We start from the raw sequence: 17834 nt of genomic DNA, 5'->3' as shown, positions 1-17834 counted from the left end.
AGACCCCTGTGCTGCCGCGGACCGGGCGGGTCTATCGTGCCGCGAGGAATCCGGACTCTCACCTCACACAAAAAGGACTGGTCGGATCGTGGACCTGATGGAGTACCAGGCGAAGCAGCTCTTCGCGAAGCACGGCGTGGCCGTGACCGAGGGCATCGTGGCGAACACGCCCGACGAGGCCCGAGCGGCGGCCGAGCAGCTCGGCGTCGTCGTCGTCAAGGCGCAGGTGAAGGCCGGCGGACGGGGCAAGGCGGGCGGCGTCAAGCTCGCCAAGACGCCCGACGAGGCGCACGAGCACGCGTCGAACATCCTCGGCATGGAGATCAAGGGCCTCACGGTCAACCGGGTCCTCGTCGCCCCGGCCGCGAGCATCCAGGAGGAGTACTACTTCTCCTTCCTGCTCGACCGGGCCAACCGGCAGTACCTCTGCATCGCGTCCGTCGAGGGTGGTGTCGAGATCGAGGAGGTCGCGAGGACCAACCCCGAGGCCGTGCGACAGATCGCCATCGACCCGGGCACGGGCGTGGACGAGGCCAAGGCGCGCGCGATCGTGGCGGAGGCCAAGTTCCCCGAGGCCCTCACCGACCAGGCCGTGCAGATGATCCTGGCGCTGTGGAAGGTCTTCGTCGAGGAGGACGCCACCCTCGTCGAGGTCAACCCGCTCGCCCGTCTCGAGGGCGACGTCCTCGAGGCGCTCGACGGCAAGGTGTCGCTCGACGAGAACGCCGAGTTCCGTCACTCCGAGCACTCCGAGTTCGAGGACAAGGCCGCGGCCGACCCCCTCGAGGCGAAGGCCAAGGAGAAGGGCCTCAACTACGTCAAGCTCGACGGCGAGGTCGGCATCATCGGCAACGGCGCGGGTCTCGTGATGAGCACCCTCGACGTGGTCGCGTACGCCGGTGAGGCGCACGGCGGCGTGAAGCCCGCCAACTTCCTCGACATCGGCGGCGGCGCCTCGGCGCAGGTCATGGCCGACGGCCTCGACGTGATCCTCAACGACCCGCAGGTCAAGAGCGTCTTCGTCAACGTGTTCGGCGGCATCACCTCGTGCGACGCGGTGGCCAACGGCATCGTGGGCGCGCTCGACATCCTCGGCGACGAGGCCACCAAGCCGCTCGTCGTCCGCCTCGACGGCAACAACGTCGAGGAGGGCCGCCGGATCCTCGCGGAGCGCGACCACCCGCTGGTGACGGTCGTGCCGACGATGGACGGTGCGGCCGACAAGGCCGCCGAGCTGGCGAACGCCTGAGACGGGACGGAGAGAGAACATGTCGATCTACCTCAACAAGGACTCCAAGGTCATCGTCCAGGGCATCACGGGCGGTGAGGGCACCAAGCACACCGCCCTCATGCTCAAGTCCGGCACGAACGTCGTGGGCGGCGTCAACGCCCGCAAGGCGGGCACGACCGTCAGCCACTTGGACAAGGACGGCAACGCCGTCGAGCTGCCCGTGTTCGCCTCCGTCGCGGAGGCGATGAAGGAGACGGGCGCCGACGTGTCCGTCGCGTTCGTCCCGCCGGCGTTCACCAAGGACGCGGCCATCGAGGCCATCGACGCGGGCATCGGCCTGCTCGTGGTCATCACCGAGGGCGTGCCCGTGCAGGACACGGCCGAGGTGTGGGCGTACCTGGACGGCAAGTCCACCCGGATGATCGGTCCCAACTGCCCCGGCATCATCACGCCGGGCGAGGCGCTCGCCGGCATCACGCCGGCGACGATCGCGGGCAAGGGCCCCGTCGGCCTCGTGTCGAAGTCGGGCACGCTGACCTACCAGATGATGTTCGAGCTGCGCGACTACGGCTTCTCGACCGCCATCGGCATCGGCGGCGACCCGATCGTCGGGACCACCCACATCGACGCCCTCGCGGCGTTCGAGGCGGACCCGGAGACGAAGGCCATCGTCATGATCGGCGAGATCGGCGGCGACGCCGAGGAGCGGGCCGCGGCGTACATCAAGGACAACGTGACGAAGCCGGTCGTCGGCTACGTCGCGGGCTTCACGGCCCCCGAGGGCAAGACGATGGGCCACGCCGGCGCCATCGTCTCGGGATCCTCGGGCACCGCCCAGGCGAAGAAGGAGGCCCTCGAGGCCGTCGGCGTCAAGGTCGGCAAGACGCCGTCCGAGACCGCTCGCCTCATGCGGGAGATCCTCGACGCGCTCTGAGTCGCACCGCACGCCCGACAGGGCCCGCCCCCGCGAGGGGGCGGGCCCTGTTCGCGTCCGGGGGCGGGGGTCGCGGACCGAACCCACCGCTTCCGGTGGAAAGGTCGGCACCGGAAGTGACGGGTTCCCCGGTGCACCGGGGAACCCGCCACCCCCGGCGCTCAGCCCTCGGAGGGGGCGGGGGTCGCGGGGGCCGCGGGCTCGGCGGGGGCGCTGGGCGCCGCGGTGGTGGCCGGGTCGGCGGGCGCGGCGGCGGCGCTGGCGTTGACCTGGGCCAGGCGCTGGCGGGCGCGGTCGACGACGGCGACGAACTCCTCGTCCTCGAGCGTCGCGTCGCCGGCGGGCACGAGGTTGACCTGGGTGACCAGGGCGCCGGCGCGGGCGACCCCCATGAGCATGCGCACGGTGGAGTCCTCGCCGACGCGCACGTCGATGCTCCACACGAGCAGGCGGCCGTCGTCGTACGTCTCGTCGCCGATCAGCTCGGCGCCGGTGACGAGGTCCTTCTCCTGGCAGTCGGCGACCAGGCCCTCGATGGCGCCCACGAAGCCCTGGGCGACCTGGGCGTCGGCGAACGTGCCGGTCGACTGGCTGAGCCCGAAGGTGTCGGGCAGCCCGGCGTCGGTGATGAGGAAGGTGCGGGTGACCGGGGACGCGATGCCCGCGTTGACGAAGTTCGCGTTGTCGCAGACGGTGGCCGACTCGGTGCCGGTGGTGGGTGCGGCGGGCCGCGTCCCCGACCAGGGCAGCTCGACGCCGGGCACGGGGGGCAGGTCGACCACGTCGAGCAGGTACGGGTCGTCGCCGACGGGCAGGGGCAGTCGCGGCACCAGGGCGGGGTCGCTCGCGCACTCCCCGCCGCCCTCGGTCTCGCAGATCCGGTTGACGCCGGTGGCCAGCAGGTTCGCCACGGTCGGGCCCGCGTCCTCCTCCGCGCCGGCGACGTCCGCGACGGTGACGGTGGTGATGTCGCCCGTGCGGGCCACGCCGGCCGTGACGATGCCGGCCTCCTCGCCGCTGCGCCGCAGCACGAAGGCGACGGCCTCGTCGCCGACGCCCTCCACGGCGTACGTCGCCACGAGCTGCGTGCGCGGGATCGAGCAGCCCGCGAGCCACGAGGCCCACTCGCCGTAGGCACCGCCGGCGGCCTCGGCCGACCGCGAGAGCTCGCTGGCCTGGAACGCCTGGAGCAACCGGCCGTCGGTGGTGGTGGCCCGGAAGGTGCGCACGAAGCCGGCGAGCCCGTCGGTGTCGGCGTACCGCGCCTCCTGGCACGGCAGCACGAGGCCGTCGCCCGGGGTGTTGTCCGTGGTCGTGGTGGTCCACGTCAGGTCCGGGCCCAGCACCTCCACGTCGGCGGTCGGCAGGAGCGTGTCGACGGTCAGGCTGTCCGCGAGCTCCGGCGAGGTCAGCGTCGGCGGGCTGCCCGGCACCGGGATGTCGCGGTCCACCGAGCGCGCGAGCGAGGTCGGGGTGCCCGTCTCGTCGTGCACCACGAACCCGGACGCCCCGACGGCGACGACCGCGAGCGCGGCGCCGACGACGGCGTGGGTGCGGCGCCGACGGGAGCCGGCCCGCCGCAGGATCGAGGGCCGGGGCCACCGCGCGTCGGCCGTCGCGGCCGCGGCGGCGACACCGAGGGTGGCCGTCACCTCCTCGGGCGTGACCAGGCCGAGGGCCTCGGCGTACTCCGCCCGGCCGACGGCGAGGTGGCGCGCCCCCTCCTCGAGCGTCACACCGGCCTCGCGGGCGGCGTCGCCCAGCGCGAGGTCGGCGAGCTCGGAGAGCAGCAGCAACCGGCGCGGGGCGCCGTCCAGGGCGGCGAGCGCCTCGAGGGTCGCGGTCACCTCGGGCGCGAGGCCCTTCTCGCGGTGCCAGGGGCGCGTCGTGGCGCGGCGCTGGGCCTGGGCCCAGGTGCGCGGCCGCACCTCCGCCTCCGGGTCGCCGGACGCGGCGACCTTCGACCAGCGGTGCCACGCCGCCACGAACGCCTCGCGCACGGCGCTGCGGGCCGCCGGCAGGTCACCGGTGAGGAGGTAGGTCTGGGCCAGCAACCGGTCGCGGGCGTCCTTGTAGAACGCGTCGAACGCATCGGAGTCGGCCATGGCGGCGTCCACGGTAGCCGACGGCCCGGGTGCCCGGGACCGGCACCCGACCCCGCCCGAGCCGGGTGCGGCGTGTCGGGCGAGGGCTCCCCGGTCGTCGCCCCGGGCGCGGCGAGGATGGGTGCGATGACTTCCGTGCTCCCCGGCCTCCGGTCCCGCCCGCCCGCCGCGCCGGCACCGCGCAGCCTCGTGCTCGTCGCCTCGGCCGGCGGCGCCGTGGCGGCGCTGTCGACGCTCGTGGTGGCCCTCGCGGTGGGTGTCGTCGGCTGGTTCGTCACCGACGCCGGCGCCCACGGGCGGCCCTCCGGCGCGCTGCGCGTGGGGGCGCTGGGCTGGCTGACGGGCCACGGCTCGGGGGTCGACGTGCAGGGCACGCCCGTGACGATGGTGCCGCTGGGCATCACGCTGGTCTGCGCCGTCGTCTGCTGGCGGCTGGGGCTGCGCACGGGCGAGACGCTCGCCCCCCACGGCCCGGACGCCCGGGCGATCGCCGCGGGGGAGCGGGACCTCGTCGTGCCCACGGCCGTGGGGCTGTTCGCCGCGGCGTACGTCGTGGCCGCCCTGCTGGTCGCCGTGCTGGCCTCGGGCCCGGGCGACGGGGTCTCGCTCGCCGGCGTGCTCACCTGGTCCCTCCTGCTGGCCGGCGGCGTCGGCGGGGCGGGCGTCGCCGTCGGCTCCGGGCGCGCCGCCGTGTGGGCGGACCTCGTGCCCGTCGACGTCCGCGACGGCCTCGCCGCCGCCGTGGCCCTCGTCCTCGCCTGGACCGTCGTGGCGGGTCTGCTGGCCGCGACCGGCCTCGCGCTCGGCCTCTCCGACGCCGCGTCGACGTTGTCGCGGCTCGAGACCGGCCCCGGTACGGCGGTGCTCGTCGTCGGGCTCGCCCTGCTGCTCGTGCCGAACATGGTCGTCATGGCCGGCGCCTACGGCCTGGGCCCGGGCTTCGCGCTGGGGACGGGCACGGTCGTGGCCCCGTCCGCGGTCGCGCTCGGGCCCGTCCCGGTGTTCCCGCTCGTCGCCGCCACGCCGGCCGCGCCGGTCCCCGGGTGGCTCGCGACCGCCCTGCTCCTCGCCCCGTTCGTGCTCGCGGCCGTCGTGGTCGCCCTGGTGCAGCGCGTCCGGCCCACCACCCGCCTCGAGGTCGGGGCGGTGCGCGGCGGGGCGGCCGGCGTGCTCGCCGGTCTCGCCCTCGGCGTGGTGGCCCGCCTGGCGGGCGGGGCCGTGGGCCCGGGCCGCATGGCCGAGGTGGGCCCCTTCGCGGGGGACGTCACCGTGCACGCCGTCGTCGCGTTCGCGACCGGCGGTCTCGTGGGCGGTCTCCTCATGACGCTGCTCCAGCGCCGCCGTCTCCCGGCGGCCTGAGCGGCCGCGCGCCCACCGCGCGCCCGGCCCCTAGACTCCCGGCCGTGCCCGACCAGCCCGCCCGCCTCGTCGTCCTCGTCTCCGGCTCCGGGACCAACCTGCAGGCGCTCCTCGACGCCGCCGCCGACCCGGCGTACGGCGCGCGCGTGGTCGCCGTCGGGGCCGACCGGGACGGCGTGGAAGGCTTGCGCCGGGCCGAGCGGGCCGGCGTACCGACCTTCGTCGAGCGGCTGCGCGACCACCCCGACCGGGCGGCGTGGGACGCCGCGCTCGCCGACGCGGTCGCGGGCCACGCCCCCGACTGGGTGGTGCTGGCGGGCTTCATGAAGCTCGTCGGCCCCGCGTTCCTCGACCGCCTCGGGGGCCGCGTCGTCAACACCCACCCCGCGCTGAGCCCCAGCTTCCCGGGGATGCACGGGCCGGCCGACGCGCTCGCGTACGGCGTCAAGGTCAGCGGCGCGACCCTCTTCGTGGTCGACGCGGGCGTCGACACCGGCGTCATCCTCGCCCAGAGCGCGGTGCCCGTCCTCGACACCGACGACGCCGACGCGCTGCACGAGCGCATCAAGGTCGCCGAGCGGGCGATGCTCGTCGACACCGTCGGACGCCTCGCGCGCGAGGGGCTGCACGTCGAGGGCCGCACCGCCCGCTTCGGCGCGGCGCCCGGAGTCGCACCCACCCCCGCCGTCGAGTAGCCGTCGACTAGCCTGGGCCCCACACGACTGGCGCAGGTGGTCGACCACCAGGGAGTGCAGCAGCGTGCGCATCGACCGCCTGGGTGCGCACCGGATGTCCGCCTTCGTCCCCACGAGGAGTTCCACCGTGAGCAGTCCCGACCAGGTCCCCGTGCGCCGCGCGCTCGTCTCCGTCTTCGACAAGACGGGGCTCGAGACCCTCGTCCGCGGCCTCGCCGACGCGGGCGTCGAGCTCGTCTCCACCGGCGGCTCCGCCGCCCTCATCGCCGGCCTCGGCCTCCCCGTCACCAAGGTCGAGGACCTGACGGGCTTCCCCGAGTGCCTCGACGGCCGCGTGAAGACCCTGCACCCCCGCGTGCACGCCGGCATCCTGGCCGACCGCCGCCTCGACTCCCACGTCGCGCAGCTGGCCGACCTCGGCGTCGAGCCGTTCGACCTCGTGGTCGTCAACCTCTACCCGTTCCGCCAGACCGTCGCGTCGGGCGCGTCGCCCGACGAGTGCGTCGAGCAGATCGACATCGGCGGCCCGTCGATGGTCCGCGCGGCCGCGAAGAACCACCCGTCCGTCGCCGTGCTGACCTCTCCTGCGGCGTACGACGAGGCGCTCGCCGCCGTCGCCGCAGGCGGCTTCACGCTGGCCCAGCGCCGGCAGCTGGCCGCGCAGGCGTTCGCCCACACGGCGGCCTACGACGTCGCCGTGGCCGAGTGGTTCGCGGGTGACTACACCGCCGCCACCGACGCCGACGGCGCGGGCTGGCCCGCGTTCACCGGCTCGGCCCTCACCCGCTCGGCCGTGCTGCGCTACGGCGAGAACCCGCACCAGTCGGCGGCGCTCTACGTCGACGGCACCGGCGGGCTCGCCGAGGCCGACCAGCTGCACGGCAAGGAGATGTCCTACAACAACTACGTCGACACCGACGCCGCCCGGCGGGCGGCCGCCGACTTCGACGAGCCGGCCGTCGCCATCATCAAGCACGCCAACCCGTGCGGCATCGCGGTCGGCGCCGACGTGGCCGAGGCCCACGCCCGCGCCCACGCCTGCGACCCGGTCTCCGCGTTCGGCGGCGTCATCGCCGCCAACCGCCCGGTCTCCGTGGCGATGGCCGAGCAGGTCGCCGAGGTCTTCACCGAGGTCGTCGTCGCCCCCGACTTCGAGCCCGGCGCCCTCGAGGTGCTGACCCGCAAGAAGAACATCCGCGTCCTGCGCTGCGCCGCCGACGTCGAGCGCCCCCCGCTCGAGGTGCGCCCCGTCTCCGGCGGCCAGCTCGTGCAGCAGGCCGACCGCCTGCAGGCCGAGGGGGACGACCCGTCGACGTGGACGCTGGCCACCGGCGAGGCCGCCTCGCCCGAGCTGCTCGCCGACCTCGCCTTCGCCTGGCGCGCGGTGCGCGGCGTGAAGTCGAACGCGATCCTGCTCGCGAAGGACGGCGCCTCGGTGGGCGTCGGCATGGGCCAGGTCAACCGCGTCGACTCCTGCCGCCTCGCCGTCGAGCGGGCCGGCGACCGGGCCCGCGGCTCGGTGGCCGCCTCCGACGCGTTCTTCCCCTTCGAGGACGGGCCGCAGATCCTCATCGACGCGGGCGTCGCGGCGATCGTGCAGCCCGGCGGCTCGGTGCGCGACGAGCTCACCATCGAGGCGGCGAAGGCCGCGGGCGTGACGATGTACCTCACCGGCACCCGCCACTTCGCCCACTGAGCGGCCGACGAGACCCGACGACGAGACCCGACGACGAGGACGAGGACGACATGACCGCGCAGAAGCTCGACGGCAGCGCCACCGCGAGGGCCATCAAGGGCGAGGTGGCGTCGCGCGTCGCCGCCCTGGCGGAGAAGGGCGTGGTGCCCGGCCTGGGCACCGTGCTGGTCGGCGACGACCCCGGCAGCCGCTGGTACGTCAACGGCAAGCACAAGGACTGCGCCGAGGTGGGCATCGCGTCCATCCGCGTCGACCTGCCCGCCACCGCCACGCAGGCCGAGATCGAGGACGCCGTCCGCGGCCTCAACGAGGACCCGGCGTGCACCGGCTACATCGTGCAGCTCCCCCTGCCGAAGGGCATCGACGAGAACCGCGTGCTCGGGCTCGTCGACCCGGCCAAGGACGCCGACGGCCTGCACCCGACCAACCTCGGCTGGCTCGTGCTGGGCGAGGACGCGCCGCTGCCCTGCACGCCCTACGGCATCGTCGAGCTGCTGCGCCGCCACGGCGTGGAGATCGCCGGCGCCGAGGTCGTCGTCGTGGGTCGCGGCGTGACCGTGGGCCGCCCGCTCGGGCTGCTGCTCACCCGCCGCAGCGAGAACGCGACGGTGACGCTGTGCCACACCGGCACCCGCGACCTGGCGGCGCACGTGCGGCAGGCCGACGTCGTGGTCGCCGCGGCCGGCGTGCCCGGGATCATCACGGCCGACATGGTCAAGCCCGGCGCCGCCGTGCTCGACGTCGGCGTCTCCCGCGTCGACGGCAAGATCGCCGGCGACGTGGCCGACGACGTGTGGGAGGTGGCGGGCTGGGTCTCGCCCAACCCGGGCGGCGTGGGCCCGATGACGCGCGCGATGCTGCTGGCGAACGTGGTGTCGCTGGCCGAGAGCCGGGTCTGAGGCTCGTGGTCCTGCCGGGCTCCCGCGCCGACGACGGTACGCCGGACCGCGCGCGCCGCCGGTTCCTGCCGGCGCACCTCGGGGGGTACGCCTACCTCGCCGTGATGCTCCTGTGCGGCATCGGCCTGTGGGTCGTCGTCACGGGGGACTGGCGCGCGGGCGTCCGGTGGATCGCCGCCGCCCTGCTGGGCGGGGGCGCGGCCCGGCTCGTGCTGCCGGCGGGTCAGGCCGGCATGCTCGGCGTGCGCAACCGGTTCACCGACGCCAGCCTGCTGCTGGCCGTGGGTGCGGCGCTGCTCCTGTTGGCCGAGGACATCCCGGAGCAGCCGGGCGCCTGAGCGCCCGGCCGCTCCGGGGGCGGCGGCAGGCCGTGGGCCCGGTGGGGGCCAGGAGGCTCAGACCAGCCCGAGCTCGGTGACCGCCTGGCGCTCCTCCTCGAGCTCGGCGACCGAGGCGTCGATGCGCGCACGCGAGAAGTCGTCGATCTCGAGGCCCTGGACGATCTCCCAGTCGCCGTCGCGCGTCGTCACGGGGAACGACGACACGAGGCCCTCGGGCACGCCGTACGAGCCGTCGGAGACGACCGCCATCGACACCCAGTCGTCGGCGGCGGAGCCGGACAGCCAGTCGCGGGCGGCGTCGATGGTGGCGGAGGCGGCCGAGGCCGCCGACGACGAGCCGCGCGCCTCGATGATCGCGGCGCCGCGCTTGGCCACCGTCGGGATGAACGTGTCCGCGATCCAGGCCTGGTCGTCGACGACCTCGGCCGCGTTGCGCCCGCCGATCTCGGCGTGGAACAGGTCGGGGTACTGCGTGGCGGAGTGGTTGCCCCAGATCGTCATGCGGCGGATCTCGGAGACGGGCGACCCCGTGCGCCGCGCCAGCTGGGCGAGCGCGCGGTTGTGGTCGAGGCGCGTCAGCGCAGTGAAGCGCTCGGCGGGGATGTCGGGGGCGTTGCGCTGGGCGATGAGCGCGTTCGTGTTCGCGGGGTTGCCGGTCACGCCGATGCGCACGCCGTCGGCGGCCACCTCGTTGAGGGCCTTGCCCTGCTCGGTGAAGATCGCGCCGTTGGCCGAGAGCAGGTCGCCGCGCTCCATCCCCTTGGTGCGCGGGCGCGCGCCGACCAGCAGCGCGAGGTCGACCCCGTCGAAGACCTTCCGGGGGTCGTCGCCGATCTCGACGCCGGCCAGGCCCGGGAACGCGCAGTCGTCGAGCTCCATCACGACGCCCTCGAGCGCCCCCAGCGCGGGCGTGATCTCCAGCAGGCGCAGCTCGACCGGCCGGTCGCCCGTCAGCGCCCCGCTGGCGAGCCGGAACAGCAGGCTGTAGCCGATCTGGCCGGCGGCCCCGGTGACGGCGACCTTGAGGGGGGACGTGCTCACGTGGACTCCTGGGGTGCGAGGCGGCGGGACGGGCGGGACGGGCGGCACGGGCGCGCCCGGTCGCGACGCTAGCAGCGTCCCGGGAGGACGGCGAGACCTGCGTCACACGTCCGGGGGCGCTGGCATGCTGGCCCCCATGACCCCTCCCGTGTCGCGGCGGCGCCTCCTGACCGCCGCGGTCGCGACGCCCCCGGCCGTGCTGCTGGGCGCCTGCGGGACTGGTCCGGCGACGGCCCCGCCGTCCGGGGTCGACGAGCTGACGGTGCCCACGCCGACGCCCGACCCGGCCGACTTCGTGGCCGACGTCGACAACCCGTGGTGGCCGCTGGTGGGCGGCACGACCCGGGTGTACGGCGACGCGACGGGCCGGCGGCTCCGGCGCACGGTCGGCGGCGCCCCGGAGCGGGTCGGCGGCGTGCCCGCGACCGGCGTGCGCACCGAGGCGGTCGCCGCCACGTGGGGCACGCGGGCGCTGCCGTCGGAGCGCACGTCGTGGTTCGCGCAGGACCGTCGGCGCAACGTCTGGCTGGTCGGTGGCACCCTCGCCGACGGGTCGCGCTGGGAGGCCGGCGTCGACGGGGCCGAGGCGGGCCTGGTCGTCACCGGCGTGCCGCGGGTGGGGGACGGTTACGTGCGCCTGGCCGTGCCGGGCCTGGCCGCGGAGCGGGTGCGCGTGCGGGAGGTGGGGGAGGTCGCCCCGGTCGCCGGCCAGGACCTCGAGGTGCTGCTGCTCGAGGTCACGACCGGTGGCCCGACGCGGGACGAGGGCCGGCCCCGCGCCGCCCGCCGCGGCGAGGAGCTCCTGGCCCGCGGCGTCGGCCTGGCCCGCTTCGACGAGCCCGGAGCGACCTGGACGCTGCGGGGGCCGTGACACCTCGGGGGCGACCTGCGACGCTGGCCACCGGGCGTCAGGTGCCAGTGCGCGTCAGGTATCTTGACGTCGAGAGATTCTTCCGACCGCCTCGAGAGCTCAGGAGTCGACCACGCCCATGGCCAAGATCATCTACACCCACACCGACGAGGCGCCGCTGCTCGCGACGTACTCCTTCCTGCCGATCGTCGAGGCCTACGCCGCGACCGCGGGAGTGGACGTGGAGACGCGCGACATCTCGCTGGCGGGCCGCATCATCGCCCAGTTCCCCGAGCGCCTGACCGAGGAGCAGCGTCTCGACGACGCCCTCGCCGAGCTGGGCCAGCTGGCCACGCAGCCCGAGGCCAACATCATCAAGCTGCCCAACATCTCCGCCTCCATCCCGCAGCTGAAGGCCGCGGTCAAGGAGCTGCAGGAGCAGGGCTACGACCTGCCGGCGTACCCGGAGAACCCGACCACGGACGAGGAGCGGGAGATCCGCGCCAAGTACGACAAGGTCAAGGGCTCCGCCGTGAACCCCGTGCTGCGCGAGGGCAACTCCGACCGCCGCGCGCCCGCGTCGGTCAAGGGCTACGCCAAGGCCCACCCGCACCGCATGGGGGCGTGGAGCGCGGACTCGAAGACGAACGTCGCGACGATGGGCAAGGACGACTTCCGCTCCAACGAGAAGTCGGTCGTCATCCCCGCCGACGACACGCTGCAGATCGTGCACGTCGGCACCGACGGGTCCGAGACCGTGCTCAAGGACGCGGTGGAGGTCCTCGCGGGCGAGGTCGTCGACGCGACCTTCATGGACGTCGCCGCGCTGCGCCGCTTCCTCGCCGAGCAGGTCGCGCGCGCCAAGGCCGAGGGCATCCTCTTCTCCGCCCACCTCAAGGCCACGATGATGAAGGTCTCGGACCCGATCATCTTCGGCCACGTCGTGCAGGCGTTCCTCCCGACCCTCTTCGAGCAGTACGGCGAGCAGCTGCGGGCCGCGGGCATCTCCCCGAACGACGGCCTCGGCGGCCTGCTGAGCGCCGTCGAGAGCCTGCCCGAGGGCGAGGCCATCAAGGCCGCCGTGCAGCAGGGACTGGCCGACGGCCCGGCGCTGGCGATGGTGGACTCCGACAAGGGCATCACCAACCTGCACGTGCCGAGCGACGTCATCATCGACGCGTCCATGCCGGCCATGATCCGCACGTCGGGTCACATGTGGGGCCCGGACGGCGAGGAGGCCGACACCCTCGCGGTGATCCCCGACTCGTCCTACGCAGGCGTCTACCAGACCGTCATCGACGACTGCCGGGCCAACGGCGCCTTCGACCCCGCGACCATGGGCTCGGTGCCCAACGTGGGCCTGATGGCGAAGGCTGCGGAGGAGTACGGCTCCCACGACAAGACCTTCGAGATCCCGGCCGCCGGCACCGTCGAGGTGCGCAACGGCGCGGGCGAGGTGCTGCTGAGCCACGACGTGCAGCCGGGCGACATCTGGCGCGCCTGCCAGACCAAGGACGCGCCCATCCGCGACTGGGTGAAGCTGGCCGTGACCCGCGCCCGCGCCACCGGCGCCCCGGCCGTGTTCTGGCTCGACCAGACCCGCGCCCACGACGCCAACCTCATCGCGCTGGTGGAGAAGTACCTGCCCGAGCACGACACCGAGGGCCTGACGATCGAGATCATGGCGCCGGCGGAGGCGACGGCGTACTCGCTCGAGCGCATCCGCCGCGGCGAGGACACCATCTCGGTGACCGGCAACGTGCTGCGCGACTACAACACCGACCTGTTCCCGATCCTCGAGCTCGGCACGTCGGCCAAGATGCTCTCGGTCGTGCCGCTGATGAACGGCGGCGGCCTCTTCGAGACCGGCGCCGGCGGCTCCGCGCCGAAGCACGTGCAGCAGCTGGTCAAGGAGAACTACCTGCGCTGGGACAGCCTCGGCGAGTTCTTCGCGCTGGCGGCCTCCTTCGAGCACCTGGCCACGTCGACCGGCAACGCCCGCGCCCAGGTGCTGGCCGACACCCTCGACCGCGCCACGGGCACGTTCCTCAACGAGGACAAGTCGCCCACCCGCCGGGTCGGCGGGATCGACAACCGCGGCTCGCACTTCTACCTGGCGCTGTACTGGGCCGAGGAGCTGGCCGCGCAGAGCGAGGACGCCGAGCTGGCCTCCGCGTTCTCCGCCCTCGCCACGTCGCTGCGCGCCGACGAGGAGAAGATCGTGGGCGAGCTGGCGGCGGTGCAGGGCAGCCCGGCCGACATCGGGGGCTACTTCCGTCCCGACCCGGCCAAGGCCGAGGCCGTCATGCGCCCCAGCACGACGCTGAACGCCGCGATCGCGACGCTCTGACCCGTCCCCGGCAGCCCTCCGGGGCGCCGTACGACGCACTCCACCGGGTGCGGTCCGCAGCCGCGGGCCGCACCCGGTGGTGCGTCCGGGCTGGAGCGGTCGGGGATGATGGCCGGGTGAGCCTGCGTCGTACCGCCCCGTTCCTGCCCGCCCTGGCCCTGGGCCTCGTCGCCCTCGCCGGGTGCTCCGAGGTCGAGACGGCCGTCCGCGACGCCGCCTCCGACGCCGGCTGCAGCCTCGCGCAGGACGCCGTCGACGGCGTCACCGGTCAGGCGCACGCGGCCGCCGACCAGCTGGGCGTCGACCCCGCCGGCGCCGAGCGCGAGCTGACCGCCCTGCGCGACGGTCTCGCCACCGCCGAGCAGGGCCTCTCGGGCGAGCTGCGCGGCCACGTGGAGGACGCGCGCACCGCCCTCGACGCCCTCGTCACCCAGGCCCGCGCGGCCGCTGACGGGACCGTCGACCAGCAGGCGGTCGCCGAGGCCGAGGCGCAGCTCGACACGGCGGTCCAGGAGCTCACCACCGTCTGCTGAGCCGCTGGGTGGGCCGGCGGGTCGAAAAGGGGAGGCGGAGCGTCGGTGCTCCCGCCTACGGTCGACCCGACATGAGCGGCGCCGACACCTCCACCTCCCCTCCCGCGACCCACCCGGGTCGCCCCGCCGGCGGTCCCGGCCACCCCGGCGACCCCGGTGGTCCCGCGCCCGACCGGTCCCCGGGCCCCGCGTCCGGTCGGTCGCGCTCGCGGGGCGGGAGCCGGGCGCCCGTGTCCCGCACGGTCGACGCGCGCCGGCTGCGGGCGCCCGCCACGGTGGTCGCCCTCGCGCTCTCGTTCCTCGGCGCGGTGGGGGAGACGTTGGGCACGGTGGTCGCCGGACGCCTCGCGGCGGGTCCGAGCGGCGTGCTGCTGGCGCTGCTGGCCGCCTGCCTGGTGGGCGGCGCGGCGCTGGACTCCGTGGGTCGCGTGCTGTGGGCCGGTGTGGCGGACCGCGCCGAGGGCCGACTGCGCGACGACCTCCTCGACGCCGCGCTCCACCAACCGCTCGCGACGTTGTCGGAGCAGGCGGTGGGCGAGGTGCTCGACCGGGTGGACGACGACACCCACGACGTCGGCACGCTGGTGCGCCGCCAGGTCTGGGAGGCGCTGCGGACCGTCTTCGCCGCGCTGCCCATGTGGGTCGTCGCCGGGCTGACGTGGTGGCCGGCCTGGTTCCTGTTCCCGCTCGTCGGCACGCTCGCGGTGCTCTCCGTCCGGCCGCTGCTGGCCGACCTGACGCGCCGGAAGGTCGAGGAGGAGGTCGCCTGGACCGACCACGCCGCCGCCTTCGAGGAGGGCGTCGCCGCCCGCGACGACCTGCGCACCTCGCTGGGCCAGGCCCACGTGCTGCGCCGCACGAGCGAGCTGGCCGCGCGGGTGCACCGCACGATGGCCGCGGTGGTGGCCAGCCAGGCCGCGATCGCGCTGCGCACGGGGTGCTGCTGCACGCCCTGCTGGCCGGCACGGCGATCACCGGCGTCGCGCTCGTCGTCGACGACTCCCTCTCGGTCGGTCGGGTCGTCACGCTCTTCCTCGTCACGACCACCTTCGTCGGCCAGGTCGACCAGATGGCGCGCCACATCCCCGACCTGCAGGCCGGCCTCGGTGCGCTCGTGCGGCTGCGACAGCTGCTGGGTGCGGAGCGGGAGCCGGAGGGCGGCGCCCCGGTGCCCGCCGAGGCGGACCTCGAGCTGCGCCACCTGACGTTCGCCTACGAGGAGGGCACCTTCGCCCTCGCCGACGTCTCCCTGCGCGTGCCGACGGGGCGCACGTGCGCGCTGGTGGGCCGCTCCGGCTCCGGCAAGTCCACCCTCGCGGCCCTGGTCTCGCGGGCCCACGAGCCGCCGCGGGGCAGCGTGCTGCTCGGCGGCGCGGACGTGCGCGACCTCGACCTGGAGGACTTGCGCCGCCGGGTCGGCGTCGTCACGCAGCGCACCGAGATCCTGGCCGGCACGCTGGCCGAGAACATCGCGCTGTTCGCCGACGTCCCGCGCCGGCAGCTTGAGGCGGCGGTGGACGAGCTCGGTCTCGGCGCCTGGGTGGCCGGGCTGCCCGCGGGCCTCGACACGCCCCTGGGCCCCGGTGGCACGAGCCTGTCGGCGGGCGAGGAGCAGCTCGTCGCCTTCGCGCGGCTGCTCGTGCGTGACGTGCGCGTCGTCGTGCTCGACGAGGCGACGGCGCGGATGGACCCGGTGACCGAGGAGACCGTCGTGCGCGCCGCCGACCGGCTGCTCGCGGGCCGCACCGGCCTGCTGGTGGCCCACCGGCTCTCCACCATCGCGCGGGCCGACCTCGTCGCCGTGCTCGAGCGTGGCCGTGTCGTGCAGCAGGGGGAGCGGCGCACGCTCGCCCGGCAGCCCGGGCCCTTCCACGACCTGCTCGAGGCGGCGCAGGAGACGGTGCAGGAGACGGAGCAGGAGACGGTGCCCCAGGAGGGGGCGGCCGAGGGGGCGGTCGGGGTGGCCACGCCGGACGTCGCACCCGCCCCGGTGGGCGGCGTACGACGGCAGGGGGAGCCGCTGGGACGGCCCGAGCCCGGCGAGGGGCCGAGCCTGGCGCGCGGCATCCTGTCGGCGATCGCGGTGCGGCCGGCCTGGGGCCTGTTCGCGGCGGTCCTCTTCCTGCTGTCCGCGCTGACGGGGGCGTTCGGCGCGGTCAGCGCGTTCCTGTGGGGCCGGGTCGTGCAGGACGTGGCCGGGGACGGCGGCGGGGTCCCGTGGCTGCTGGTGGCCCTGCTGGTCGTCAGCCTGCTCGCCGGCCCGCTGCTGCTCACCGACGCCGTGCGCCGCTACCCCCGCTGGTGGATCGAGGTGCTGCTGCGGGTCCGCACGACGGTGCTCCTCGGGCAGACCGCCCAGGAGCGCCTGCCGCGCACGCCGCCCGGGGAGGTGGCGGGCCGCGCCCTCGACGCCGACCGCTACGCCCGGTACGCCGACCGCTGGGTCGACCTCGTCAACGCCCTCGTCATCGTGGTCGTCACCACCGTGCTCGGCGGGAGCCTGCTGGCGGGCGCCGTGCTCCTGGCCGTCATGGTGGCCTCGTCGCTCGCGTCCTCGCTCGGGCGCCCGCTGGCCGGGCGGTCGGCGGCGGCTGCGGCCACCGCCCGCGCGGGCTTCGGGCGCTCGCTCGTCTCGGCGCTCGACGCCGCACGCACGGTCAAGCTCGCCGCCGCCACGCCGGCCGTGCAGCGCCACCTGCGCGCGGTCGACGGGGGGCGGGTGGACGCCGCCGTGCGCGAGCACCGGGTGCAGGCCGCGCTAGACGGCGTGCCCCTCGTCGTGGTGCAGGGCGGGGTCGTGGCCGCCTGGGGCATCCACCTCGCCGGGGGCTGGGACCTGGCGACGGCGCTGCTGGTGTCCGCGGCCGTCACCGGCTTCGACTACTTCGGCCTGGTCGCCGGGTGGGTGATCACCGAGGCCCCCGGCACCCGGGCGTGGCAGCGTGCCACGAGCCGGTTCGCCGGCGGGGTGGACCTCGTGCGGCTCCCGCCGGGCGTCGACCTCGTGCGGGGTACGGCGCCCCCGCCGCCGCCCGTGGTCCGCGAGCCGCTGCGCACCCTCGAGCTGCAGGGGCTCGCGGCCGTCCACGACGACGGCACGCGCGGCGTCGTCGACGTCGACCTCACGGTGCGGGCCGGTGAGCTGGTGCTGCTGCTGGGCCAGGTGGGGTCCGGGAAGTCGAGCCTGCTGGGAGCCGTGGCGGGCCTCGTCGACCACACGGGCACGCTGCGGTGGAACGGCCGCCCGGTCACCGACCCGGAGCACTTCCTGCGCCCCGCGCAGGTGGCCCACGTCGCCCAGGTGCCGCGCGTGCTGTCGGGCACGTTCGACGACAACGTGCGGCTCGACCACGACCGGGCCGTCGGCCCGGCGGTGACGGCGGCGCGCCTGGGGGCCGACGTCGAGGCGGCGGGCGGACCGGACGCGCTGGTCGGGCACCGCGGCGTACGCCTGTCCGGGGGGCAGGTGCAGCGCCTGGCCCTGGCCCGCGCGCTGGCCTGCGAGCCCGAGCTGCTCGTCGCCGACGACGTGTCGAGCGCGCTCGACGCCCGCACGGAGGTCGAGCTGTGGCGGGGGCTGCGTGCGCAGGGCACCACGGTGCTCGGCGCCACCTCGAAGCGCGCGGCGCTCGTGCAGGCGCACCGGGTCGTCGTGCTCGTCGACGGGGCGGTGGTCGCGGACGGGCCGTGGGCGGAGCTGTCCGCCCGGTGGGGCCACCTCGCGGGATGAGGCACGGCACGGGTGCCCGGGCGCCGACCGGTGGTGCAGGTCACCGGGGCGGCGAGGAATCGCCGCGACC

14 protein-coding genes are annotated in these 17834 nt (G+C 75.4%); 12 read left to right on the top strand and 2 right to left on the bottom strand.

What is annotated here, in order from left to right; translation table 11 throughout:
* Nucleotides 1-88: 88 nt before the first annotated feature.
* Together sucC and sucD are read left to right on the top strand one after the other, a co-directional pair.
* The gene (gene sucC / locus INN71_RS08285) at nucleotides 89-1249 is read left to right on the top strand and encodes an ADP-forming succinate--CoA ligase subunit beta (protein ID WP_277500777.1); all 1161 of its coding nucleotides are present in this window, start codon (nucleotides 89-91) and stop codon (nucleotides 1247-1249) included.
* Between the two features lie 19 nt (nucleotides 1250-1268).
* Nucleotides 1269-2165 carry a succinate--CoA ligase subunit alpha gene (gene sucD, locus INN71_RS08280; RefSeq protein ID WP_277500776.1) on the top strand — a complete coding sequence of 299 codons (897 nt, stop codon included), beginning with the start codon at nucleotides 1269-1271 and terminating at the stop codon, nucleotides 2163-2165.
* A 161-nt stretch (nucleotides 2166-2326) separates the two neighbouring features.
* Here the strand turns inward: sucD and INN71_RS08275 are convergent, their stop codons facing one another.
* The gene (locus INN71_RS08275) at nucleotides 2327-4270 is read right to left on the bottom strand and encodes a hypothetical protein (RefSeq protein WP_277500775.1); all 1944 of its coding nucleotides are present in this window, start codon (nucleotides 4268-4270) and stop codon (nucleotides 2327-2329) included.
* Nucleotides 4271-4396: 126 nt separating this feature from the next.
* Here INN71_RS08275 and INN71_RS08270 point away from each other — a divergent pair, with 126 nt between their 5' ends.
* The 5 genes from INN71_RS08270 (at nucleotide 4397) to INN71_RS08250 (ending at nucleotide 9257) form a co-directional block, all read left to right on the top strand.
* Entirely contained in the window at nucleotides 4397-5629 is a 1233-nt protein-coding gene (locus INN71_RS08270) for a DUF6350 family protein (protein WP_277500774.1), read from the top strand.
* 44 nt (nucleotides 5630-5673) lie between these two features.
* A complete protein-coding gene (gene purN, locus INN71_RS08265) occupies nucleotides 5674-6324 on the top strand; it encodes a phosphoribosylglycinamide formyltransferase (RefSeq protein WP_277500773.1) in 651 nt (216 codons plus the stop codon).
* Between the two features lie 127 nt (nucleotides 6325-6451).
* A complete protein-coding gene (gene purH, locus INN71_RS08260; RefSeq protein WP_277500772.1) occupies nucleotides 6452-8020 on the top strand; it encodes a bifunctional phosphoribosylaminoimidazolecarboxamide formyltransferase/IMP cyclohydrolase in 1569 nt (522 codons plus the stop codon).
* 50 nt (nucleotides 8021-8070) lie between these two features.
* Nucleotides 8071-8919 carry a bifunctional methylenetetrahydrofolate dehydrogenase/methenyltetrahydrofolate cyclohydrolase gene (locus tag INN71_RS08255; protein WP_277500771.1) on the top strand — a complete coding sequence of 283 codons (849 nt, stop codon included), beginning with the start codon at nucleotides 8071-8073 and terminating at the stop codon, nucleotides 8917-8919.
* Nucleotides 8920-8924: 5 nt separating this feature from the next.
* A complete protein-coding gene (locus INN71_RS08250; protein ID WP_277500770.1) occupies nucleotides 8925-9257 on the top strand; it encodes a DUF3017 domain-containing protein in 333 nt (110 codons plus the stop codon).
* Between the two features lie 57 nt (nucleotides 9258-9314).
* Here INN71_RS08250 and INN71_RS08245 read toward each other — a convergent pair whose 3' ends face one another.
* Nucleotides 9315-10301 (bottom strand): malate dehydrogenase, encoded by a 987-nt coding sequence (locus tag INN71_RS08245; protein ID WP_277500769.1) that lies wholly within the window; start codon nucleotides 10299-10301, stop codon nucleotides 9315-9317.
* A gap of 136 nt (nucleotides 10302-10437) precedes the next feature.
* On the opposite strand from INN71_RS08245, the gene INN71_RS08240 reads away from it, so the two are divergent.
* The 5 genes from INN71_RS08240 to INN71_RS08220 all read left to right on the top strand — a co-directional run bounded on the left by INN71_RS08240 (nucleotide 10438) and on the right by INN71_RS08220 (nucleotide 17764).
* Nucleotides 10438-11172 (top strand): hypothetical protein, encoded by a 735-nt coding sequence (locus INN71_RS08240; RefSeq protein WP_277500768.1) that lies wholly within the window; start codon nucleotides 10438-10440, stop codon nucleotides 11170-11172.
* Nucleotides 11173-11290: 118 nt separating this feature from the next.
* Complete coding sequence (locus tag INN71_RS08235) at nucleotides 11291-13501, top strand: NADP-dependent isocitrate dehydrogenase (protein ID WP_277500767.1); 2211 nt, start codon at nucleotides 11291-11293, stop codon at nucleotides 13499-13501.
* Between the two features lie 116 nt (nucleotides 13502-13617).
* Nucleotides 13618-14034, top strand: coding sequence for a hypothetical protein (locus INN71_RS08230; protein ID WP_277500766.1), 417 nt, complete (start codon nucleotides 13618-13620; stop codon nucleotides 14032-14034).
* A gap of 230 nt (nucleotides 14035-14264) precedes the next feature.
* Nucleotides 14265-15239, top strand: coding sequence for an ABC transporter transmembrane domain-containing protein (locus INN71_RS08225; protein WP_277500765.1), 975 nt, complete (start codon nucleotides 14265-14267; stop codon nucleotides 15237-15239).
* Complete coding sequence (locus INN71_RS08220) at nucleotides 15149-17764, top strand: ATP-binding cassette domain-containing protein (protein WP_277500782.1); 2616 nt, start codon at nucleotides 15149-15151, stop codon at nucleotides 17762-17764. The genes INN71_RS08225 and INN71_RS08220 overlap by 91 nt, the downstream gene beginning before the upstream one ends.
* The last annotated feature ends 70 nt before the right edge of the window (nucleotides 17765-17834 follow it).

Source organism: Nocardioides sp. ChNu-153 (genome assembly GCF_030466625.1).
Taxonomy (GTDB): Bacteria; Actinomycetota; Actinomycetes; order Propionibacteriales; family Nocardioidaceae; genus Nocardioides.
Note: the sequence above shows the minus strand (reverse complement) of the source record. Positions and strands in the feature narration are given on the sequence as shown.

Coding starts and splice junctions, on each gene's coding strand:
- INN71_RS08240 (WP_277500768.1), top strand. CDS start 10,438: ATGACCCCTCCCGTGTCGCGGCGGCGCCTCCTGACCGCCGCGGTCGCG.
- INN71_RS08235 (WP_277500767.1), top strand. CDS start 11,291: ATGGCCAAGATCATCTACACCCACACCGACGAGGCGCCGCTGCTCGCG.
- INN71_RS08270 (WP_277500774.1), top strand. CDS start 4,397: ATGACTTCCGTGCTCCCCGGCCTCCGGTCCCGCCCGCCCGCCGCGCCG.
- INN71_RS08275 (WP_277500775.1), bottom strand. CDS start 4,270: ATGGCCGACTCCGATGCGTTCGACGCGTTCTACAAGGACGCCCGCGAC.
- sucD (WP_277500776.1), top strand. CDS start 1,269: ATGTCGATCTACCTCAACAAGGACTCCAAGGTCATCGTCCAGGGCATC.
- INN71_RS08255 (WP_277500771.1), top strand. CDS start 8,071: ATGACCGCGCAGAAGCTCGACGGCAGCGCCACCGCGAGGGCCATCAAG.